We start from the raw sequence: 20,957 nt of genomic DNA, 5'->3' as shown, positions 1-20,957 counted from the left end.
GAGTGGGGAGTCGGGAGTGGGGCGGAGGCGGCGGTGCGGGCCGTACCGGCGGCGGCCCTGCGTACGGGATGCGCACCGCGGGCGGTACGGCCCCGCCTCCGTCAGAGCGGCGGGGGCCCGAAGCCGCCGGGGGCCGGCGGGTTGCCGGGCGGGACCGGCGGGGCGGTGGGCGGTATCGGCGGGGCGGCGGGGCCCGCCATCGGCATCGGCGGGACCGGGCCCGCCTGCGGGGGCACCGGGGCGGCGGGGACCGGGCCGCCGGGCATCGGGCCGGGCATCGGGCCGCCGGTCATCGGCCCGCCCGGCGGCGGGCCCGGCGGCTGCCAACCGGTCGGCTGCGGGCCGGGCGGGACGAAGCCGGGGCCGCCGAACTGCGGTGCGGGCGCGGGCGGCTGCCAGCCGGGGGCAACCGGCTCGCCCTTGGCCATCAGGGCGAACAGGGCGAGCGAGCCGAGGAGGTCCAGGACCACCTGGGCGATGCCGAGGATGCTCTGGCCCGGCGCCGCGTCACTGATCGTGAACAGCTGGCCGGAGAACCCGGGGCCGATCACCATCAGCAGGGCGTTCGGCAGCGCCATCGTGGCCAGGCCCAGGGCCAGGCCACGGGCGGCGGTGCCGCGGATCAGGCAGTTGAGCGCGGCGATGCCCGCCAGCACCATCAGGACCAGCGCGTCCCAGCCCGGCGACAGCGAGGTGAGGGACGCCAGGATGCCCCGGCCCAGGTACAGGATGAGGAAGGTGCCGGCCACATCGCCGCTCTGGACCAGCATGTAGAGCTGCCAGATCACCGAGAACAGCGCCATCGCGCCGAGGACGAGACCGCCGATGACGCCTGCGGCCCTGGCCGGGCGCATCGGCGGCAGGCTGGGGGCGGGGCGTGGCCAGGAGCGCATCCCGGCCAGCAGCACGATCGCGGCGACGAAGGTCAGCAGGGCGAGCGCCAGGCTGCCGAGGAAGACCGCGTCGAAGGGGTCGGCGTCCATCTGTGCGTTGCGGAACCAGCGGTCGTCGCCGGTGTGGGAGCCGACGCTGATCATGGTCTGGGCGGCGGTGGCGAAGGTGAAGACGGTGGCCACGGCCATCAGACCGCCGGCCGTCCGCCGCCCGGTGAACGCCGCGACGGCCCCGCTCAACTGCACCAGGGCCAGGCAGAACTGCGTGGAGTTGCTGACGAGGTTGCGGCCGGGGGGACGGGCGCCCGTCCAGAAGTCCCACACCGCGGGGAGGCCGAACTCCGCGAGGTCGTAGCAGATCCAGAAGCCGGTGTAGAGGAAGAAGACCAGGCAGAACATGCCGCCCGTGATCCGTGCGCCGTTGGCCAGCGCCGTACTACGTGGCATCGCATTCCCCCGATGATGGTGTGGTGTACACGCACGGTCACCGTAGCAACCCCCACTGACAACCGGCCCCCGAAGGCCGTGCCCCGCGGCGGACCGGACGCCGCTGCCCCGCCGGCCTGCGACCGGCGGGGCAGCGGACGGACGGTCAGTGGTTGCTGGGGAAGCCGAGGTTGATGCCGCCGTCGGACGGGTCGGGCCAGCGGGTGGTGACGACCTTGCCGCGGGTGTAGAAGTGCACGCCGTCGTTGCCGTAGATGTGGTGGTCGCCGAAGAGCGAGTCCTTCCAGCCGCCGAAGGAGTGGTAGCCGACCGGCACCGGGATCGGGACGTTGACGCCGACCATCCCCGCCTCGACCTCCAGCTGGAAGCGGCGGGCCGCGCCGCCGTCGCGGGTGAAGATGGCGGTGCCGTTGCCCCACGGCGAGGCGTTCATCAGCGCGATGGCCTCGTCGTACGTGGCGACGCGGACGACCGACAGCACCGGGCCGAAGATCTCGTCGCGGTAGGCGTCCATCTCGGGCGTGACGTTGTCGAGCAGCGACACCCCGATCCAGTGGCCGTCCTCGAAGCCCTCGACGGTGAAGCCGGTGCCGTCGACGACGACGTCGGCGCCCTGCGCGGCGGCGCCCTTGACGTACGAGGCGACCTTGTCGCGGTGGACCTTGGTGATCAGCGGGCCCATCTCGGACGCCGGGTCGTCGCCGGGACCGATGCGGAGGGCGGCGGCGCGCTCCTTGATCTTCTCGATCAGCGGGTCGGCGGTCTCCCCGACGGCGACGACGACGGAGACCGCCATGCATCGCTCCCCGGCCGAGCCGTACGCGGCGTTGATCGCGGAGTCGGCGGCGAGGTCGAGGTCGGCGTCCGGCAGCACCAGCATGTGGTTCTTGGCGCCGCCCAGCGCCTGCACCCGCTTGCCGTTGGCGGTGCCGGTGGTGTGGATGTACCGGGCGATGGGGGTGGAGCCGACGAAGGAGACCGCGGCGATGTCCGGGTGCTCCAGGATGCGGTCGACCGCGGTCTTGTCGCCGTTGACGACGTTCAGCACGCCGTCCGGCAGGCCCGCCTCGGCGGCCAGCTCGGCGAGCTTGAGGGCGGCGCTGGGCACCTTCTCGCTCGGCTTGAGGACGAAGGTGTTGCCGCACGCCACGGCGAGCGGGAACATCCACATCGGCACCATGGCGGGGAAGTTGAACGGCGTGATGCCGGCGACCACACCGAGGGACTGCCGGATCGCGGCGACGTCGACCCGGGTGGAGACCTGCGTGGACAGCTCGCCCTTGAGCTTCTCGGGGATGCCGCAGGCCAGCTCGATGATCTCCAGACCGCGCGCGACCTCGCCGAGGGCGTCGGAGTGCACCTTGCCGTGCTCGGCGGTGATCAGCCGGGCCAGCTCCTCGCGGTGGGCGGCGACCAGCTCGCGGTAGCGGAACAGCACCGAGGTGCGCTTGGCGAGGGAGCTGGTGCCCCAGGTGGCGAACGCCTCCTTGGCGGCGGCGACCGCGGCGTCGACCTCCTCGGCGGAGGCGAAGGCGACCTGCTTCTCCTGGACGCCGGTGGCCGGGTTGAACACCGGGCCGAAGTTTCCCGACACACCCTCGACGGGCTTGCCGCCGATCCAGTGGCTGATGGTCTGCATGCGGGGGGCCTTTCCGGAGGTGACGACTACGGGCTGAGATCACAGGTGCCGGCGGCGGTCGGCGGCGTGCTGGTCGTAGGCCAGGCGCGCGGCGACCGCCGCCGGACGCGTCGCGGTCTCGGCAACGGGTACATCCCACCAGGACTGGGCGCCCGGCGCGCCCGGCACTGTGTCGGCCGTTTCGGTCTCGACGTAGACACATGTGGGACGGTTCGCGCCACGCGCCTCGGCGAGGGCGTCGCGCAGCGCGCCGACGGTGGGTGCGCGCAGCACGCGCATGCCGAGGGAGGCGGCGTTGGCGGCGAGATCGACGGGCAGCGGATCGCCGGTGTAGGTGCCGTCCGCGGCGCGGAAGCGGTAGTCGGTGCCGAAGCGCTCGCCGCCGGTCTGCTCGGAGAGGCCGCCGATCGAGGCGAAGCCGTGGTTCTGGAGCAGCACCAGCGTGAACGCGGCGCCCTCCTGGACCGCCGTGACGATCTCGGTGGGGTTCATCAGATAGGTGCCGTCGCCGACCAGGGCCCACACCGGGCGGCCGGGGGCGGCGAGGGCGACGCCGAGGGCGGCGGGGATCTCGTATCCCATGCAGGAGTAGCCGTATTCGAGGTGGTACTGCCGGCGGGAGCGGGCGCGCCAGAGCCGGTGCAGATCGCCGGGGAGGGAGCCGGCGGCGTTGACGAGGATGTCGCTGTCGTCGACGACGGCGTCGAGGGCGCCGAGCACCTGGGTCTGGGTGGGCCGGGCGTCCGGGTCGGGTGCGGCGTACGCGGCGTCGACGCGGCGCTCCCAGGCGGCCTTCGCGGTGGCGTAACCCGCCTCGTACGCGGCCTCGACGCGGTGGCCGTGCAGGGCGCGGGTGAGCGCGACGAGCCCTTCGCGGGCGTCGGCGACCAGCGGCAGCGCCGCGAGCTTGTGGGCGTCGAAGGCGGCGATGTTGAGGTTGACGAAGCGGACGGCGGGGTCGGCGAAGAGGGTGGCGGAGGCGGTGGTGAAGTCGGTGTAGCGGGTGCCGATGCCGAGGACCACGTCGGCGTCGCGGGCGAGCGCGTCGGCGGTGGCGGTGCCGGTGTGGCCGATGCCGCCGACGTCGGCGGGGTGGTCGTGGCGGAGCGCGCCCTTGCCCGCCTGGGTGGCGGCGACGGGGATGCCGGTGGCCTCGGCGAACGTCCGCAGCGCCGCCTCCGCCTCGCTGTGGTGGACGCCGCCGCCGGCGATGATCAGCGGGCGGCGGGCGGCGCGCAGCACCCGGGCGGCCGCCGAGAGGGCGTCCGGGTCGGGTGCGGGGCGGGGCACGCGCCAGATCCGGTAGGTGAAGAACTCCGCCGGCCAGTCGTACGCCTCGGCCTGGACGTCCTGCGGCAGGGCGAGGGTGACGGCGCCGGTGTCGACGGGGTCGGTGAGGACCCGCATCGCCTGGAGGGCGGCCGGCATGAGCGCCTCGGGCCGGGTGATGCGGTCGAAGTAGCGGGAGACGGGGCGCAGGGCGTCGTTGACGGAGAGATCACCGGCGTACGGGACCTCCAGCTGCTGGAGGACGGGGTCGGCGCGGCGGGTGGCGAAGGTGTCGCCGGGCAGCAGCAGGACCGGCAGGTGGTTGACGGTGGCGAGGGCGGCGCCGGTGACGAGGTTGGTGGCGCCGGGGCCGATGGAGGTGGTGACGGCCTGCGCGCGGAGCCGGTCGCTCTGGCGGGCGTAGGCGGTGGCGGCGTGGACCATGGCCTGTTCGTTGCGGCCCTGGAGGAACGGCAGCGCCTGGGGGTCCTCGCGCAGCGCCTGGCCGATCCCGGCGACGTTGCCGTGACCGAAGATGCCCCAGCAGGCGTTCACCAGGCGGTGGCGGTGGGCGTCGCGCTCCGTGTACTGGCGGGCGAGGAACCGCACCAGGGCCTGCGCGACGGTGAGGCGGAGGGTGGTCATCGGGTGTCTCCCGGGGGCGCGGTGTAGCGGGGCAGGCGGGGGTCGGTGGGCTGTCCGGGCCAGGTGGAGCGGATCCAGCCGTGGTCGGGGTGGTCGCGGATCAGCCACTCGCGGGTGGCGCCGGGCCCGGCCATGACGTTGAGGTAGTAGAGGGTGTGGCCGGGAGCGGCGATGGACGGGCCGTGCCAGCCGTCGGGGATGAGGACGGCGTCGCCGCCGCGGACCTCGGCGAGGACGTCGGTGGTGCGGCCGGGCCCGGAGGGGGTGACGCGCTGATAGCCGACGCCCGGGGTGCCGTGGGCGGGCTCGACCTCGAAGTAGTAGATCTCCTCCAGCTCGGACTCCTCGCCGGGGCGGGCGGTGTCGTGCTTGTGCGGCGGGTAGGACGACCAGTTGCCGCCCGGGGTGAGGACTTCGACGGCGATGAGCTTGTCGCAGGGGAAGGCGTCGGCGGCGGCGAAGTTGTTGACCTGGCGGGAGCAGGCCCCGGCGCCGCGCAGCTCCACGGGGACGTCGGCGGCGGCGCCGCGGCGGGCGGGCAGACGGCGGGCGCAGCGGGCCCCGGCGAGGGCGAACCGGCCGCCCGCCCGGCTGGTGAGCCGCGCATGCGCATCGCGCGGCACGTAGGCGAAGTCGGTGAGGCCGCTGAAGACGCTGTCGCGGCCGGTGAGTTCGTGCGGGGTGCCATCGGTGGTGACGGTGCAGCCGCCGGTGAGGGGCAGCACGATCCATTCGCTGTCCCCGGCGTCGAAGGCGTGGTGGCCGCCGGGCGGCAGGTCGAGGATGCGCAGCGAGGAGTGGCCCCAGCCCGCCCGCTCCGGCGTGATGTCCAGGGCGTAGCGCCCGGCGCCGCCGTGACCTGCCGGGATGTGGAGGCCGAGGGCCCGGCCGGGGCCGGGTGCGGACGCGGATGACGCGGATACGGGGTTCATGACCACAAGTCTCCACCCGACCACTGACAGTGAGGGAAATGCGGGCGCCGCGACGGCGCCCACCCGATTGCGCGCGGCCCGGCCCGGCCGTCCGGAGCCGGGATCCGGGGGCAGCCGGGCCGAGGGCGGCAGGCCGTCCGGGCCGCGGCGTCCGGGCCCGGCCGGTTCATCGTGCGGCGAGGAACGCGTCGACCTCCGCCGCCGTCGGCATGGCGGGTGAGCAGGCGAGACGGGTGGCGACGAGGGCGCCGGCCGCGTTGGCGTAACGCATCATCGGCGTCGGCTCCCAGCCCTCCAGCAGGCCGTGGCAGAGCGCGCCGCCGAAGGCGTCACCGGCGCCGAGGCCGTTGACGACCTCGACGGGGAAGGCCGGGACCTCGGCGGTGCGGCCGTCCCGGTGGACGGCGAGGACGCCCTTGGGGCCCTGTTTGACGACGGCGAGTTCGGGGCCCTGCGCCAGCAGCGCCTCGGCGCAGGCCCGCGGGTCGCGCAGCCCGGTGGCGACCTCCGCCTCGTCGATGTTGCCGACGGCGACGGTGGCGTGGGCGAGCGCCGCTTCGTAGTGCGGGCGCGCGGCGGCCATGGCGGCGGCGCCGGTCGCCCCGCCGTCCCCGGAGGCGCCGCCCGCACCGCCCCAGAACAGCGGCCGCCAGTCGAGGTCGAGGACGGTGGGGCCGCGCCTGGCCCGGGCGGCGAGCGCGGCGAGGGTGGCGCTGCGGCTGGGCTCCTCGCACAGTCCGGTGCCGGTGACCCAGAGGATCCGGGCGGCCCGCAGCGCGTCGTGGTCCAGCTCGTCGGCGCGGAGGGTGAGGTCGGGGGCGGTGGGGCGGCGGTAGAAGTAGAGCGGGAAGCGGTCCGGCGGGAAGATCTCGCAGAACGTGACCGGGGTGGGCAGGTCGTCCACGGCGGTGACCCAGCGGTCGTCGACGCCGAACTCCCGCAGCTCCCGGTGGAGGTAGTCGCCGAAGGGGTCGCGTCCGGTGCGGCTGATGACGGCGGTGCGGCGGCCCAGCCGCGCGGCGGCGACCGCGACGTTGGTGGCGGAGCCGCCGAGGAACTTCCCGAACGTCTCCACCCGGTCGAGCGGCACGCCCGATTGGAGGGGGTAGAGGTCCACCCCGATGCGGCCCATGGTGATGAGGTCGAACGGTTCCGGCATGGGTCCCCTTCGCTTCGCCCGACGCGGCACGGCGGGGCCGGGCGGCGCGCCCACACCCCGTCGCGGGCACAGGTCTAGTGGGGCCGCCGGACCCTGTCAACGGCCCGTCGCACCGCGCTGACCTGTACGGGGGCGGCGATACGGGCGAGTGGCCGCACGGGCGCGGGCGCCGCGCGTACCGGTATCCGCCGGAGCGGCGGCGCGTCGGAACCACCGCTTCCCGGCGTGCTCCCCGGGGCGGCGCGCCGGGGGCCCGTATGGCGGGAGGGGATCTTGACACCCCCAGGGGTGCCCGCGAGGCTGAGCCCACCACTCCCGCGCCCCCGGTCACCGCCGACCGGCGAGAGGAGAGCCGTCGCATGACCGCAGCCCGTGCCGACGCGCCCGTTCTGGACCGCATCCGGGTGGGGTCCGCACCGGATTCCTGGGGCGTGTGGTTCCCCGACGACACCCGGCAGGTCCCTTGGCGGCGCTTCCTCGACGAGGTCACCGAGGCGGGCTACGACTGGATCGAGCTGGGCCCCTACGGCTATCTCCCCACCGACCCGGCGGTGCTGCGCGACGAGACCGCCCGGCGCGGCCTCGGGGTCTCGGCCGGGACGGTCTTCACCTCGCTGCACCACGGCCCGGCGATCTGGGACGCGACCTGGGAGCAGGTCTCCCGGGTCGCCGCGCTCGCCCGGGCGACGGGCGCCGGACACCTCGTCGCCATCCCGTCCTTCTGGCGCGACGACCGCACCGCCGAGGAGCTGGAGCCGCCCGAGCTGACCGCCGCGCAGTGGCGGCACCTCACCGAGGGCACGGAGCGGCTGGCCCGGCGGGTCCGGGAGGAGTTCGGCCTGACGCTGGTGGTGCATCCGCACGCCGACACCCATCTCGACACCGAGGAGCACGTCACCCGCTTCCTCGACGCCACCGACCCGGACCTGGTCTCCCTCTGCCTGGACACCGGCCACTACGCCTACTGCGGCGGCGACAGCGTCGCGCTGATCCGCGCCTACGGCGAGCGCATCGGCTATCTCCATCTGAAACAGGTCGACCCCGGCATCCTCGCCGACGTCCGCGCCAACGGCACCGCCTTCGGCCCGGCCGTCCGGCAGGGCGTGATGTGCGAACCGCCGCGCGGCGTCCCCGCGTTGCCGCCCGTCCTGGAGGCTGCGCAGGAGCTGGGCACCCCGCTCTTCGCCATCGTCGAGCAGGACATGTATCCCTGTCCGCCGGAGCAGCCGCTGCCCATCGCCCGGCGCACCCGCCGCTTTCTGCGCTCCTGCGGCGCCTGAGCGACGGACGGAACGGACCGCGAGCGGGAGGACGACATGCACGGGACTCTGGGGGTGGCCGTCATCGGCGCCGGGCGGATGGGCGCCGATCACGTACGCCGGATCGACGAGGTGATCAGCGGGGCGCGGGTGGCGGTCGTCGCCGATGTGGACGGGGCCCGCGCCGAGGCGCTGGCCGGCCCCATCGAAGGGGCCGTGGCCCGCACCGATCCGGTGGCCGCCATGGACGCTCCGGGGGTGGACGCACTCCTCGTCGCCTCGCCGGGAGCGGCCCACGAGGCGGCGCTGGCGGCGGCGTTCGAGCGCGGGCTGCCGGTGCTGTGCGAGAAGCCGCTGACGCCGGATCCGGAGTCCGCGCTGCGGGTGCTCGCCGCCGAGCAGCGCCTCGGCCGCCGCCTGGTCCAGCTGGGCTTCATGCGCCGCTACGACGCGGACTACCGCACCCTCAAGGCGCAGTTGACGCGCGGTGCGTGGGGCCGTCCGCTGATGCTGCACCACACGCACCGCAACGTCGATTCGCCGCCCGGCTGCACCGATGCGCAGACGCTGCACGACTCCGCGGTGCACGAGATCGATGTGACGCGCTGGCTGCTGGACACCGAGATCACCGCCGTACGGGTGCTGCGCCCGACGCCCTCCGGCGGTGCGCCCGAGGGGCTGCACGATCCGCAGCTGATCGTCTTCGAGACCGCGGACGATCATCTCGTCGACACCGAACTCTTCGTCAACTGCGGCTTCGGCTACCAGGTGTCCTGCGAGGCGGTCTGCGAGCGGGGCACCGCGCGGATCGGCGACGACCGCGGCGTCTTCGTCAACGCGGCGGGCCGCTGGGGCGGCACCATCCCGCCGGACTTCGTGGAACGCTTCGCGGGCGCGTACGACCACCAGGTGCAGCGGTGGGTGGACGCCACCCGGCGCGGCGCCGTGGAGGGCCCCGGCTGCTGGGACGGCTACGCCGCCGCGGTGGTCTGCCAGGCGGGCGTCCAGGCGCAGCGCACCGGCGAGCGCGTCCCCGTCGACCTGCCCGAACGGCCCGCGCTGTACCGCTGATCCGCTGCCCTCCCGGCCCGCCCGGCACCACCGCAAGGGCGACGGCCGCCCCTCCGCGTCCCCCGGCCCACAGGACGTTCGCCGCAAAGCGACCGGTCCGTGACGATGCCCCCTCATCGCCTTTCTTACGTAGGAAAGTTGACGCACCGGACTCTCCGCCTCCGGCAACCGCGGCGGGCGCGGGCCGCGTGCCCGTAGATGCACGGCATCCCGCTGCGGAGCACTCCGGCGCGCGTACCCCCTGGGGGTGGTCGGATGAGCACCATACGGATGCATGGCGCTCAACGGGGGAAAAGAGGACATCATGCGCATCACCTCTCTGCATCGCTCCATCCGCCGCCCGGCCGCCCTGGCGGCCGCCACCGGCCTGATCACCGCCGCCCTGCTCACCGGCGCGGCACCCGGGGCGCAGGCCGCCACCGGGCCGGACCCCAAGGCCGCCTGCGCCTACTACAACGGCACCGCACTCACCACGTACGGCCAGCGCAACGACCGGGTCAAGCAGGTCCAGTGCCTGCTGGCCAACCGCAAGTACCTGCCCTGGAGCAGCCTCACCGGCTACTTCGGCGACAAGACCCTCGCCGCCGTCAAGAAGTTCCAGAAGGCGGCGCATCTGCCCGCGGACGGCAAGGTCGGCAAGAAGACCTGGAAGGCGCTCTACGCCTGACCCGTCCGCCGCGCACCGACGGCGCGGCGCCTCTCCATACGGCGGGCCGTCCCGGGCGGGGCGGCCCGCCGCTCATGCCCGGGGACACCGCCGCTCACACCCGGGACGGCCGCCATTCGGCGAGGTCAAGGCCTCGCCCCGCCCGCATTCCGCACCTCTCCCCTCCTGTCGCCTTCCGTTCCACACATGTCACGGCCGTCCCCGTTGCGTCACGTCCGTCACGGTTACGCGGGTCTTCCGTCACAGGTGATCAACAGCCCCTGTCCGTACGGCGGTCGGTGTCGTTGTCCCGGCGCAGGGCACAGGAACACCCGCTCCGTCCGCGCCTGACGCAGGCCGCGCGGCCGGGGCCCCGGATCCAGGGAGGCGAGGCAGCGATGACCGACCGGAGGCTCTGGTCCTACAAGGACATCGCCGCACACATCCGGGTGCGGCCGGACACCGTGCGCTCCTACCGCAAGCACGGTCTGCTTCCCGAGCCGGACCACGTCGAGGGCGGCAGACCGTACTGGTTCGCCGACACCGTCCGTGACTGGGTGACCCGCAGACCGGGCCACAGCCGCCGGGCATGACCTGACCCCGCGGCGCGCACCGCACGGAGCGCGGACCGCATCGGACCGGCGCCGCCCCGGGCCCCGGGCACGGGCGGATCCCCGCACCGCCGGACACACCGGGCCGGCCCCTCCTACGATCACTCCATGTCCACGACATCTCGCTCCTCCTCCGCCCGGTCGGCGGTGATCGGCGCCGGTGGGATCGGTGGCTACGCCGCCGCCCTGATGCACTGGGCCGGACTCGACGTCACCCTGTGCGTACGGACGCCCGTCGACGGGCTGACCGTCACCCTTGACGGCGCCGAACGGCACGCCGCGGTCCCCGTCGCCACCGATCCCGCGCAGGTCGGGCCCGTCGACTGGGTGCTGCTGACCACCAAGGCGCAGGACACCCCCGGCGCGGCGCCGTGGCTGCGCGCCCTGTGCGGACCGGGCACCACGGTCGCCGTGCTCCAGAACGGCACCGGACTCGCGGAGCGCGTGGCCCCGTACGTTCCGGAAGGGACCGCGACGCTGCCGGTGATCTGCTATCTCTCGGCGGAGCGCACCGCGCCGGGCCGGATCGTCCACCACCTCGCGAGCGAACTGCATGTGCCGCAGGGCCCGTCGTCCGAGGCGTTCGCCGCGCTGCTGGACGGCACCGGGCTGAACGTCACACAGATGCCGGACTTCACCACCGCCACCTGGCGCAAGCTTTTCTTCAACCTCGCCGCCAACCCGCTCACGGCGCTGCTCGGGCAGCGGATGGGCATCTTCCGGGAGGCGGAGATGGCGGCGCTCGCCCGCGCCCTGCTCACCGAGGCGGCGGAGGTCGCCCGCGCGGAGGGGGCGGACATCGGTGACGGCGACATCACCGGGACGCTGGAGATCTATGCGGCGGCCCCGCCCGACGCCGGTTCGTCGATGCTCTACGACCGCGAGGCGGGCCGGCCGCTGGAGTACGCGCACCTCACCGGAGCGGTGGTCGCGGCGGGCGAACGGCACTCCCTTCCGACGCCCCTGAACCGCATGCTGCTCACCCTGCTGCGCGCCGTCGACCGCGATCTGCGGGCCACGGGCGGCGCCTGAACCGCCCCACCTCGACGGGCCGCCCCGGCACCCGGCGGCCCCCGGCGAGCCGCGCCGTCCACACCCCGGACCACTCCTCCGGCCCGGCCGCCCGAAAGCCGGGAAGGCCTGCCCCGGGACGCACAGGCCCCGCCACGGCCGGGCCGCCGCACACGCCAACACCATGATGATTACGCAGAGTTCGTAAGCCATGACTCAACGGTAAGGGCGACCACTGACAACGGGCCGGGAGCGCACCTCCGGGCCCGGGACACGGCGTCCGCCGCCCTGTGCGGCATCGCCCTCGTCCCGCCGCGCCGCACCACCGGTTCCGGCGCTCCGGACCACCACCCCGGCGGCGGTCACCCGGCACACCCGCGCCTTCCGTGTGCGGACGGCGCGACGGCGCACCACCCACGGCACGACCACACCCAGCGTGGCGACGGCGCACGAGATGCCGATGCCGATGGCGGCGGCGTAGAGGCGGTTGCCCACGGCGGCGCTGCCGAGGTAGCCGAGGCCGATCGAGTAGCTCGCCCACACCGCTTCGGCGAGGGCGGCGCCGAGCAGATAGCGGCGCAGCGGATAGCGCAGCACGCCCGAGGTGAGCGCGCCGACGATCCGGCCGTTGGGCAGGAAGCGCACCCCGAGGACGAAGGGCAGGCCGTAGCGCTCGATCCGCCGTGACGTCCACTCCAGGAGGACGCGGCGGCGGACGCTCCGCCGCATCCAGCCGCGCACCGGGCCGCCGAAGCGGCGGGCGAGGAGGTACATCAGCAGGTCACCGAGGGTCGCGCTACCGGCGACGACGAGCAGGACGAAGGGGAGGAAGAGGTCGCCGTGCGCGGCGAGGACGCCGGCGGAGACGAGCAGCGCGGAGTTGGGCACCAGCGGTGGCAGGGTGGTGAGCACCAGCAGCCCGTAGAGGGCGAGCACGGCCATCCGGCGCGCCTCCTCCGATCGCCCCGGCGCGAAACGCTCCGCGCCGGTACCTCCCAGGCTGACGCGCGGTGCACGCGGTGGCAACGCGTGGCGCGGCGGCGCTGGATTGATACCCCCTAGGGGTATACAGTGAGCAGCGTCGGACGGCGACTCCGGTCGCCCCGCCGCACCGCCGGCGGCGCACGCCCCGGCGAACCCGGCACCCGTACGACACCTCGACATCCACCGACCATCGGCACCACGAGGAGATTCCCATGACCGCCGCATCGACCAACGGCTCCTGCTGCACCCCCGAAGGCTCCTGCCACTCCGGTGAGGGCGCGGCACAGGCGGGCGAGATCACCACGACCTACAAGGTGACCGGCATGACCTGCGGGCACTGCGAGGGGGCGGTCAAGTCCGAGATCTCGGAGCTGGACGGCGTCGTCTCGGTGCACGCGGAGGCCGCCACCGGCCTGGTCACCGTCGTCTCGCGGGCCGCCCTCGACGAGGCCGCGGTGCGCGAGGCGGTGGACGAGGCCGGCTACGAGCTGGTGGGCCAGGCCTGAGCCTCCCCGGTACCGACCGGAGGGCTTTTCACCACAGGGGCCGCTCCATGGCCCACACAGCCCACACGTTCACAAAAATCACACAATGGGCACAACACCCATACGTCGGGGCCGCGAAATTCAGATCGCGGCCCTTGACCGTTTTCGCCCTCATATGGCAAGAGACCCAGATCACAGAGTTCCGAACGTAACCATCGTGGGGGGTCGAGAGTCTAACCAGGTGAGCAGGCACCCCGGCGGGGTCTGCTCGGCAACAGCCGTGCCGGTCTTGGGGGATCGGACCGGCTACGCGTGGCCGGGGCGACGTGCCCGGGGAGCTTTGAGCGGCCCTCCCGAACGTGCGCGTCCCGGCAGATCGCGGTGCACCCTGAACGCCCGGACGGATCCCGTGGGGGGAATCCGACCCGGGACAAGGGAAGCGCCCCGCGCTCTGGACCCGTGGGGGGATCTGGAGGCGGGGCGCTTTTCGTTTCCCGTGCCGCCGATTCCGTTCGCCTTCCCCGCACGGAAAGCGAACGGGCCCCCACCCTGGACGGGCGGGGGCCGTCTCCGTACCGGGCGTGGACGCCCGGACGGGTCAGCGCTGCTCGACGGGCACGAAGTCGCGCTCGACGATGCCGGTGTAGATCTGCCGCGGGCGGCCGATCCGGGAACCGGGCTCCTTGATCATCTCGTGCCACTGGGCGATCCAGCCCGGGAGGCGGCCGAGGGCGAAGAGGACCGTGAACATCTCGGTCGGGAAGCCCATGGCCCGGTAGATCAGACCGGTGTAGAAGTCGACGTTCGGGTAGAGCTTGCGCTCGACGAAGTAGTCGTCGGAGAGCGCGTGCTCCTCCAGCTTCAGGGCGATGTCCAGCAGCTCGTCGGACTTGCCGAGCGCCGAGAGGACGTCGTGCGCCGCCGCCTTGATGATCTTCGCCCGGGGGTCGAAGTTCTTGTAGACGCGGTGCCCGAAGCCCATGAGCTTCACGCCGTCTTCCTTGTTCTTCACCTTGCGGATGAAGGAGTCGACGTCGCCGCCGTCGCGCTGGATGCCTTCCAGCATCTCCAGCACGGACTGGTTGGCACCGCCGTGCAGGGGGCCCCAGAGCGCGTTGATACCGGCGGAGATCGAGGCGAAGAGGTTCGCCTGCGAGGAGCCGACCAGGCGCACGGTGGAGGTCGAGCAGTTCTGCTCGTGGTCCGCGTGCAGGATCAGCAGCTTGTCGAGGGCGCTGACCACGACCGGGTCCAGCTCGTACTCGGCAGCCGGCACCGAGAACGTCATGCGCAGGAAGTTCTCGACGTAGCCGAGGTCGTTACGCGGGTAGACGACCGGGTGGCCGACCGACTTCTTGTACGCGTACGCCGCGATCGTCGGCAGCTTGGCCAGCAGGCGGATCGTGGAGATGTGCCGCTGCTGCTCGTCGAACGGGTTGTGGCTGTCCTGGTAGAAGGTCGACAGGGCGCTGACGACCGACGACAGCATCGCCATCGGGTGGGCATCCCGGGGGAAGCCGTCGTAGAAGCGCTTGACGTCCTCGTGCAGCAGGGTGTGGTACGTGATGTCCTGCTTGAAGTTGGACAGCTGGTCGACGGTGGGCAGCTCGCCGTTGATCAGCAGGTACGCGGTCTCGACGAACGTGCTGCGCTCCGCGAGCTGCTCGATCGGGTAGCCGCGGTAGCGCAGAATCCCCTGCTCACCGTCCAGATAGGTGATCGCGGATTTATACGCGGCGGTGTTGCCGTAACCGGAGTCCAGGGTCACCAGACCGGTCTGGGCGCGCAGCTTCGAGATGTCGAAGCCCTTATCGCCGACGCTGCTGCCGACGACCGGGTAGCTGTATTCGCCGTCCCCGTAACGCAGTACTACAGAGTTGTCGCTCACGTCATCCCTCACCGACGTTGTGCCTCTTCTTCGAGGTGCCCTGACTGCCTCTACCTTCCCCCATTTGGACGTGGGATGTGCACTCGGGGTCGGCAATTCGGCCTTCGGGCGGCACTGAGTGCCGTTTACCTGACCATCCTGCGCCCCTTCGACCCGATTAGGGAAGTTGAGCGGCGCCCACCACTCCGGCGAGTCGGCGATCGAGCGCCGTGTACCGCCGACCGGCCGACACGGTGCGTACGGCCTGCCCCAGAGCCCTCCGGGACCCCACCAGCACCACCAATCGTTTTGCCCGGGTTATCGCCGTATACAGCAGATTTCGCTGCAACATCATCCAGGCGCCCGTGGTGACCGGAATCACCACCGCCGGGTACTCGCTCCCCTGGGACCGGTGGATCGTCACCGCGTAGGCGTGCGCCAGCTCGTCCAGCTCGTCGAAGTCGTACGGAACCTCCTCGTCCTCGTCGGTGCGCACCATGAGCCGCTGCTCGTCGGTGTTCATATCCGTGACCACGCCGACCGTGCCGTTGAAGACGCCGTTGCGGCCCTTCTCGTAGTTGTTGCGGATCTGGGTGACCTTGTCGCCCACCCGGAAGACCCGGCCGCCGAAGCGGCGCTCGGGCACCTCCGGGCGCGCCGGGGTGACCGCCTGCTGGAGCAGGGCGTTGAGCGCGCCCGCGCCGGCCGGTCCGCGGTGCATCGGGGCGAGCACCTGGACGTCCCGCCGGGCGTCCAGCCCGAAGGTCGCGGGGATGCGGCGGGCCGCCACGTCGACGGTCAGCCGGCCGGCCTCCTCGGTGTCCTCCTCGGCGAAGAGGAAGAAGTCCGGCAGGCCCTGGGTCAGCGGCGGCTTTCCGGCGTTGACGCGGTGCGCGTTGGTCACCACGCCGGACTGCTGGGCCTGGCGGAAGATCCTGGTCAGCCGGACGCACGGCACCGGGCCGCCGTCCGCGAGCAGATCCCGCAGCACCTCCCCCGCGCCGACCGACGGCAGCTGGTCGACATCGCCCACCAGCAGCAGATGCGCGCCCGGCGGGACCGCCTTGACCAGCTTGTTGGCGAGCAGCAGATCGAGCATGGACGCCTCGTCGACCACCACCAGATCGGCCTCCAGCGGCCGGTCGGCGTCGTACGCGGCGTCCCCGCCCGGCTTCAGCTCCAGCAGCCGGTGGACGGTCGACGCCTCCGCGCCCGTCAGCTCCGCCAGCCGCTTGGCGGCCCGCCCCGTCGGCGCGGCCAGCACCACCCGGGCCTTCTTGGCGCGGGCCAGCTCGACCACCGACCGGACCGTGAAGGATTTGCCGCAGCCCGGGCCGCCGGTGAGCACCGCCACCTTGCGGGTCAGCGCGAGGCGCACCGCGTCCCGCTGCTCCGGTGCCAGCTCGGCGCCCGTACGCCGGGCCAGCCAGGCCAGCGCGCGCTCCCAGTCGACGCCGCCGAAGACGGCCAGCCGGTCCTCGGGGGTGCGCAGCAGCCGCGTCAGCCGGCCGGTCAGGGACAGCTCGGCGCGGTGGAAGGGCACCAGGTAGACGGCGGTGACGGGCTCCTCGCCGCCGCCCTGGGGGATCTTCTCGCGCACCACGCCCTCCGGGTCCGCGGCCAGCTCGGCCAGGCAGTCGATGACCAGGCCGGTGTCCACCTGGAGCAACTTCACGGAGTCGGCCAGGAGCTGCTCCTCGGGCAGGAAGCAGTGGCCCTGGTCGGCCGATTGCGACAGGGCGTGCTGGATCCCGGCCCGGACCCGCTCCGGGCTGTCGTGCGGGATGCCGACGGCCTGCGCGATGCGGTCGGCCGTCAGGAAGCCGATGCCCCAGACGTCGGCCGCCAGGCGGTAGGGCTGCTCGCGCACCACGGCGACGGCGTCGTCCGCGTACTTCTTGTAGATGCGTACGGCGAGGGAGGTGGAGACGCCGACGCCCTGGAGGAAGATCATCACCTCCTTGATGGCCTTCTGCTCCTCCCAGGCCGCGGCGATCTTCTTCATCCGCTTCGGGCCGAGGCCGGGCACCTCGATCAGCCGCGCCGGATCCTCCTCGATGACGTCGAGCGTGGCCACGCCGAAGTGTTCGGTGATGCGGTCGGCGATGCGCGGGCCGACGCCCTTGATCAGGCCGGAGCCGAGATAGCGGCGGATGCCCTGGACGGTGGCGGGCAGGACGGTGGTGTAGTTCTCGACGGTGAACTGCTTGCCGTACTGCGGATGGGAGCCCCAGCGGCCCTCCATCCGCAGGGATTCGCCGGGCTGCGCCCCCAGCAGCGCGCCGACGACCGTCAGCAGATCGCCCGCGCCGCGGCCGGTGTCGACGCGCGCGACGGTGTAACCGCTCTCCTCGTTGGCGTAGGTGATCCGCTCCAGGACCCCTTCGACCACCGAGGCGTTGACCGCGTTGCCCATGCTCCGAACGGTACCGCCGGGGTCTGACAACGCGGCCCGGGCGGCTTCGGCCGGCCGCCGGGAGGAGGCCGCCGGCAGGGCCCTGCGCAGGGCCGTCGGCCGTCGGCACGGCAGCGTCCGGTCCGCAACCGCCGGGCGGCGCCGGTCAACCGGTCATTGACCGGGCGATGCTTTCCGGCTATCCGTGATCCTCCGACTGTCCCTCACTTCGCCGGGGAAGCCCGCCGGAAGGAGCGCACATGCACTCCAGACGTGCCGTCCTGACCACCGCAGCCGCGGCCGCCGCCGCCTGCGCCGCGGGCGCCTCTCCCGCGGCCGCCGCCGGCCCTGCCGCCGCCCGTCCCACGGCCGCCGTGCGGGAGCGGATGCGGCGTCTCATCGCCCGTATGACACCGGAGGAGAAGGCCGGTCAGCTCTTCGTGATGCGGGTCTACGGACACTCCGCCACCGCCCCCGACCAGGCCGACGTGGACGCCAACCGCAAGGAGATCGGCGTCGCGAACGCGGCCGAACTCATCGCGAAGTACCACGTCGGCGGCATCATCTACTTCAGCTGGGCGCACAACACCCGCGATCCGCACCAGATCGCGGAGCTGTCCAACGGCATCCAGCGGGCGGGCGCCGCCCAGCGGGTGCCCGTGCCGCTGCTGATCTCCACCGACCAGGAGCACGGCGCCGTCGCGCGGATCGGCGTGCCCGCCACCCTGCTGCCCGGCGCGATGGCGCTCGGCGCCGGGGGCTCGCGCGCCGACGCCACGACCGCGGCCCGGATCAGCGGCGCCGAGCTGTACGCGATGGGCATCCGGCAGGACTTCGCCCCGGACGCCGACGTCAACGTCAACCCCGCCAACCCGATCATCGGCGTCCGCTCCTTCGGCTCCGATCCGCGGGCCGTGGCACGGATGGTCGCCGCCCAGGTGCGCGGTTACCAGAACGCGGGGGTGGCCGCCTGCGCCAAGCACTTCCCCGGGCACGGCGACACCGATGTCGACAGCCACGTCGGGCTGCCGACCATCCACCACACCGCCGAGGAGTGGCGGCGGCTGGACGAGCCGCCGTTCCGGGCCGCGGTGGCCGCCGGCATCGATGTGATCATGTCGGCGCACATCGTCGTCCCCGCCTTCGACCCCGGCGGGGACCCGGCGACCCTCTCGCGCCCGATCCTCACCGGGCTGCTGCGCGAGCGGCTCGGCTACGACGGCGTGGTGATCACCGATTCGCTGGGCATGCAGGGCGTCCGTGAGAAGTACGGCGACGACCGGGTGCCGGTCCTGGCGCTCAAGGCCGGCGTCGATCAGCTGCTCAACCCGCCGGACCTCGCCGTCGCGCACGCCGCCGTCGTCCGCGCCCTGACGGAGGGCGAGCTGTCCGAGGCCGACATCGACGCCAAGCTGCTGCGCATCCTGCTGCTCAAGGAGCGCCGCGGCCTGTTCGCCGACCCGTACACCTCGCGGGCCGAGGTCGACCGGGTGGTGGGGATCCGCCGCCATCTTCAGGCGGCGGACGCGCTCGCCGACCGGACGACGACGCTGCTGCGCAACACCGGCGGGGTGCTGCCGCTCTCCCGCCGCCGTGAGCACCGGGTGCTGGTGGCGGGGGTGGACACGGCCGCGCCGTCCGGGACGGGCGGGCCGCCCACCGGGGTGCTGGCCCGGGAGCTGACCGGGCTCGGCTTCGCCGCGACCGCGCTGTCCACGGGCCTGACGCCGGACCGGGCGGTGATCGACGACGCGGTGGCGGTGCTGGCCGGCCACGACGCCGCGGTCGTCGCGACGTACAACATCACGCCCGGCTCCGCGCAGTGCGCGCTCGTCGAGGCGCTGCTCGCCACCGGGAAGCCGGTGGTGCAGCTCGCGGTCCGCAATCCGTACGACATCGCGCAGCTCGACGGCGTGCGGGCGGGGCTGGCGAGTTACGGGTGGACCGATGTCGAGGTGCGGGCGGCGGCGCGGGTGATCGCCGGGCAGCGGTCGCCGCGCGGGCGGCTGCCGGTGCCGGTGATGCGGGCCGACGCGCCGGAGGAGGAGCTGTACCCGGTCGGCCACGGGCTGACGTACTGACGCGGCGGCACGGGGCGCGCCCCTCCCGGGTGGAGGGGCGCGCCGTAACGTTCCGTCAGCCGTCGCCGGAGCGGGGGCCGGGGATCAGGGGCGCAGCGGCGGGGTGCGGCGCAGTTCCTGGCGGTCCAGCTTCCGGTCGTAGGGGGCCTGTGCGGTGGCCTTGCCGTGGGCGTCGACACCGGCCCACTTCAGGAGGGAGGCGGTGGCCTTGGTGCGGTCGGCATCCTTGAGCTTGGTGATGTTGGAGCCGTGGTTGCCGCCGGACACGGTGTAGACGTAGGAGTCCCGGGCGCCCTTGCCCAGCTCGAAGTGTTCCGAACTCCACGGGTCCCACTCGCCGTTGACGAACATCATCCGCTGCGCGTGGTGGCGCACCCAGCGGTCCACGTCCGGCATGGCGCGCTTGTCGAATTGCATCGGGATGTCCCGCGGCACGAAGGTGCGCGAGTTGTTGATGCCGGGGTACTTCAGCAGGCCCTTGAGGTGCGGGTAGCCGTATCCGGGCTCACCGAGCTGGGTGCCGGCCTGGTAGTAGTACGGCGTGTACTTCTCCATGCCCTGGTCGGTGTAGCTCTCGAAGCCGCCGACCTCGTCCATCCAGTTCCACAGCGCATCGGTGGACACGTCCGGGGAGGGCACGTCCTTGCAGGCGGTGGCGGCGGGCTGGTACTGCCAGAAACCGAACTCCAGGTCCGTCACCAGCACTTCGTAGGCGCGGTCGACGGAGCCGAAGAGGCGGAAGGTCTTCTTCTCCTTCTCCGCCCACCGGGCGAACCGCTCGTCCATCTCGTCGCGGCGGTTGAGCGCCTCGCGGGTGATCTTGTGAAGCGCCGTGCGGCACTCCGGGGTGCCGACGGTGGCGAAGAACCGGTCGTACGCGGAGTCCTCGTCGTTGACGACGTCGTTGGGCGCGACGTAGGCGACGGTGCCGTTCATGTCGTCGGGGTGGAAGCGGCGGTAGTACGTCGCCGTCATGCCGCCCTTGCTGCCGCCGGTGGCGATCCAGTTCTTGCCGTAGATGCGGTGCAGCGCCTGGTAGATGCGGTGCTGGTCGTCGGCTGCCTGCCGGATGTCCAGCTTCTTCCAGTCGGTGGGCTGCGGCCGGGAGGGCGTGAAGTAGCGGTATTCCAGGGAGACCTGGTTGCCGTCGATGATCTGCGTCGGCTCGCTGCGGGACGGGGTGGTGCTGACGTTGTAGCCCGAGGTGTAGAAGACGGTCGGGCGGTCGACCGCCTTGTGCAGCACGGTCAGCCGCTGCTCGAACGTGCCCCGGGCGGGGTGGCGGTGGTCGACCGGCTGTGTGTACGTGAGGACGAAGTAGCGGTAGCCGTCGACCGGCTTCTCCTCCACCAGGTGCATACCGGGTATCGCGAGCAGGCGGTCCTTGATGTCCTGCGTCTGCGGCGCGGCGGTGGCCGGAGCGGCGGTGGCGCCCGCCGTGCCGATCAGGACGGCGAGCGGCACCAGCCGGCGGAACGTTCTTCGCATGATCCCTCCCCAGGGGTCGCGGAATTCGCGCCGAACCTACCCGGGGGAATCGGGTCCTACCAGCACCGATGCGTA

General features: G+C 72.9%; 16 protein-coding genes. 7 read left to right on the top strand and 9 right to left on the bottom strand.

The features are described 5' to 3' along the window. Positions 1-101: 101 nt before the first annotated feature. The 5 genes from ABT345_RS22655 to iolC form a co-directional block, all read right to left on the bottom strand. Complete coding sequence (locus ABT345_RS22655) at positions 102-1,340, bottom strand: hypothetical protein (protein WP_345084390.1); 1,239 nt, start codon at positions 1,338-1,340, stop codon at positions 102-104. Between the two features lie 145 nt (positions 1,341-1,485). Further along, complete coding sequence (locus tag ABT345_RS22650) at positions 1,486-2,979, bottom strand: CoA-acylating methylmalonate-semialdehyde dehydrogenase (protein ID WP_345084393.1); 1,494 nt, start codon at positions 2,977-2,979, stop codon at positions 1,486-1,488. 39 nt (positions 2,980-3,018) lie between these two features. Next, positions 3,019-4,893, bottom strand: coding sequence for a 3D-(3,5/4)-trihydroxycyclohexane-1,2-dione acylhydrolase (decyclizing) (gene iolD, locus ABT345_RS22645; RefSeq protein ID WP_345084396.1), 1,875 nt, complete (start codon positions 4,891-4,893; stop codon positions 3,019-3,021). Next, positions 4,890-5,825 carry a 5-deoxy-glucuronate isomerase gene (gene iolB, locus ABT345_RS22640; RefSeq protein WP_345084399.1) on the bottom strand — a complete coding sequence of 312 codons (936 nt, stop codon included), beginning with the start codon at positions 5,823-5,825 and terminating at the stop codon, positions 4,890-4,892. The genes iolD and iolB overlap by 4 nt, the downstream gene beginning before the upstream one ends. Positions 5,826-5,991: 166 nt before the next feature. Further along, on the bottom strand, positions 5,992-6,984 hold the full coding sequence (iolC, locus tag ABT345_RS22635; protein ID WP_345084402.1) for a 5-dehydro-2-deoxygluconokinase: 993 nt from the start codon (positions 6,982-6,984) through the stop codon (positions 5,992-5,994). A gap of 359 nt (positions 6,985-7,343) precedes the next feature. Here iolC and ABT345_RS22630 point away from each other — a divergent pair, with 359 nt between their 5' ends. The 5 genes from ABT345_RS22630 to ABT345_RS22610 all read left to right on the top strand — a co-directional run bounded on the left by ABT345_RS22630 (position 7,344) and on the right by ABT345_RS22610 (position 11,603). Next, positions 7,344-8,264, top strand: a complete 921-nt coding sequence (locus ABT345_RS22630) for a sugar phosphate isomerase/epimerase family protein (RefSeq protein ID WP_345084405.1) — start codon at positions 7,344-7,346, stop codon at positions 8,262-8,264. Between the two features lie 36 nt (positions 8,265-8,300). Beyond that, a complete protein-coding gene (locus ABT345_RS22625) occupies positions 8,301-9,314 on the top strand; it encodes a Gfo/Idh/MocA family protein (RefSeq protein ID WP_345084408.1) in 1,014 nt (337 codons plus the stop codon). 304 nt (positions 9,315-9,618) lie between these two features. After that, on the top strand, positions 9,619-9,981 hold the full coding sequence (locus ABT345_RS22620; protein ID WP_345084411.1) for a peptidoglycan-binding domain-containing protein: 363 nt from the start codon (positions 9,619-9,621) through the stop codon (positions 9,979-9,981). A 377-nt stretch (positions 9,982-10,358) separates the two neighbouring features. After that, positions 10,359-10,553: a helix-turn-helix transcriptional regulator gene (locus ABT345_RS22615; protein ID WP_345084412.1), complete on the top strand. Its 195-nt coding sequence runs from the start codon at positions 10,359-10,361 to the stop codon at positions 10,551-10,553. Between the two features lie 126 nt (positions 10,554-10,679). Beyond that, a complete protein-coding gene (locus tag ABT345_RS22610) occupies positions 10,680-11,603 on the top strand; it encodes a 2-dehydropantoate 2-reductase (RefSeq protein ID WP_345084414.1) in 924 nt (307 codons plus the stop codon). Positions 11,604-11,798: 195 nt separating this feature from the next. Here the strand turns inward: ABT345_RS22610 and ABT345_RS22605 are convergent, their stop codons facing one another. Next, positions 11,799-12,524, bottom strand: a complete 726-nt coding sequence (locus ABT345_RS22605) for a DedA family protein (RefSeq protein WP_345084417.1) — start codon at positions 12,522-12,524, stop codon at positions 11,799-11,801. A 254-nt stretch (positions 12,525-12,778) separates the two neighbouring features. Between ABT345_RS22605 and ABT345_RS22600 the strand changes: the two genes are divergently transcribed. Next, on the top strand, positions 12,779-13,072 hold the full coding sequence (locus ABT345_RS22600) for a heavy-metal-associated domain-containing protein (RefSeq protein ID WP_345084420.1): 294 nt from the start codon (positions 12,779-12,781) through the stop codon (positions 13,070-13,072). A 577-nt stretch (positions 13,073-13,649) separates the two neighbouring features. Here ABT345_RS22600 and ABT345_RS22595 read toward each other — a convergent pair. Together ABT345_RS22595 and recD2 are read right to left on the bottom strand one after the other, a co-directional pair. After that, complete coding sequence (locus tag ABT345_RS22595) at positions 13,650-14,939, bottom strand: citrate synthase (protein WP_345084423.1); 1,290 nt, start codon at positions 14,937-14,939, stop codon at positions 13,650-13,652. A 157-nt stretch (positions 14,940-15,096) separates the two neighbouring features. Next, on the bottom strand, positions 15,097-17,334 hold the full coding sequence (recD2, locus tag ABT345_RS22590) for an SF1B family DNA helicase RecD2 (RefSeq protein WP_345084426.1): 2,238 nt from the start codon (positions 17,332-17,334) through the stop codon (positions 15,097-15,099). A gap of 239 nt (positions 17,335-17,573) precedes the next feature. Between recD2 and ABT345_RS22585 the strand changes: the two genes are divergently transcribed. Next, positions 17,574-19,394 (top strand): glycoside hydrolase family 3 protein, encoded by a 1,821-nt coding sequence (locus ABT345_RS22585; RefSeq protein WP_345084429.1) that lies wholly within the window; start codon positions 17,574-17,576, stop codon positions 19,392-19,394. Between the two features lie 84 nt (positions 19,395-19,478). Here ABT345_RS22585 and ABT345_RS22580 read toward each other — a convergent pair whose 3' ends face one another. Continuing rightward, a complete protein-coding gene (locus tag ABT345_RS22580) occupies positions 19,479-20,882 on the bottom strand; it encodes a S28 family serine protease (protein WP_345084432.1) in 1,404 nt (467 codons plus the stop codon). Positions 20,883-20,957: the final 75 nt, after the last annotated feature.

The organism is Streptomyces sp. NPDC000404 (assembly GCF_040300365.1).
In the GTDB taxonomy this organism is placed as follows: Bacteria; Actinomycetota; Actinomycetes; order Streptomycetales; family Streptomycetaceae; genus Streptomyces; species Streptomyces ramulosus.
This window is presented reverse-complemented; position numbering and strand designations above follow the sequence as displayed.

Excerpts from the sequence above, each read along its gene's own strand:
- ABT345_RS22655 (WP_345084390.1), bottom strand. The coding sequence starts at position 1,340 with ATGCCACGTAGTACGGCGCTGGCCAACGGCGCACGGATCACGGGCGGC.
- ABT345_RS22650 (WP_345084393.1), bottom strand. The coding sequence starts at position 2,979 with ATGCAGACCATCAGCCACTGGATCGGCGGCAAGCCCGTCGAGGGTGTG.
- iolD (WP_345084396.1), bottom strand. The coding sequence starts at position 4,893 with ATGACCACCCTCCGCCTCACCGTCGCGCAGGCCCTGGTGCGGTTCCTC.
- iolB (WP_345084399.1), bottom strand. The coding sequence starts at position 5,825 with ATGAACCCCGTATCCGCGTCATCCGCGTCCGCACCCGGCCCCGGCCGG.
- iolC (WP_345084402.1), bottom strand. The coding sequence starts at position 6,984 with ATGCCGGAACCGTTCGACCTCATCACCATGGGCCGCATCGGGGTGGAC.
- ABT345_RS22630 (WP_345084405.1), top strand. The coding sequence starts at position 7,344 with ATGACCGCAGCCCGTGCCGACGCGCCCGTTCTGGACCGCATCCGGGTG.
- ABT345_RS22625 (WP_345084408.1), top strand. The coding sequence starts at position 8,301 with ATGCACGGGACTCTGGGGGTGGCCGTCATCGGCGCCGGGCGGATGGGC.
- ABT345_RS22620 (WP_345084411.1), top strand. The coding sequence starts at position 9,619 with ATGCGCATCACCTCTCTGCATCGCTCCATCCGCCGCCCGGCCGCCCTG.
- ABT345_RS22615 (WP_345084412.1), top strand. The coding sequence starts at position 10,359 with ATGACCGACCGGAGGCTCTGGTCCTACAAGGACATCGCCGCACACATC.
- ABT345_RS22610 (WP_345084414.1), top strand. The coding sequence starts at position 10,680 with ATGTCCACGACATCTCGCTCCTCCTCCGCCCGGTCGGCGGTGATCGGC.
- ABT345_RS22605 (WP_345084417.1), bottom strand. The coding sequence starts at position 12,524 with ATGGCCGTGCTCGCCCTCTACGGGCTGCTGGTGCTCACCACCCTGCCA.
- ABT345_RS22600 (WP_345084420.1), top strand. The coding sequence starts at position 12,779 with ATGACCGCCGCATCGACCAACGGCTCCTGCTGCACCCCCGAAGGCTCC.
- recD2 (WP_345084426.1), bottom strand. The coding sequence starts at position 17,334 with ATGGGCAACGCGGTCAACGCCTCGGTGGTCGAAGGGGTCCTGGAGCGG.
- ABT345_RS22585 (WP_345084429.1), top strand. The coding sequence starts at position 17,574 with ATGCACTCCAGACGTGCCGTCCTGACCACCGCAGCCGCGGCCGCCGCC.
- ABT345_RS22580 (WP_345084432.1), bottom strand. The coding sequence starts at position 20,882 with ATGCGAAGAACGTTCCGCCGGCTGGTGCCGCTCGCCGTCCTGATCGGC.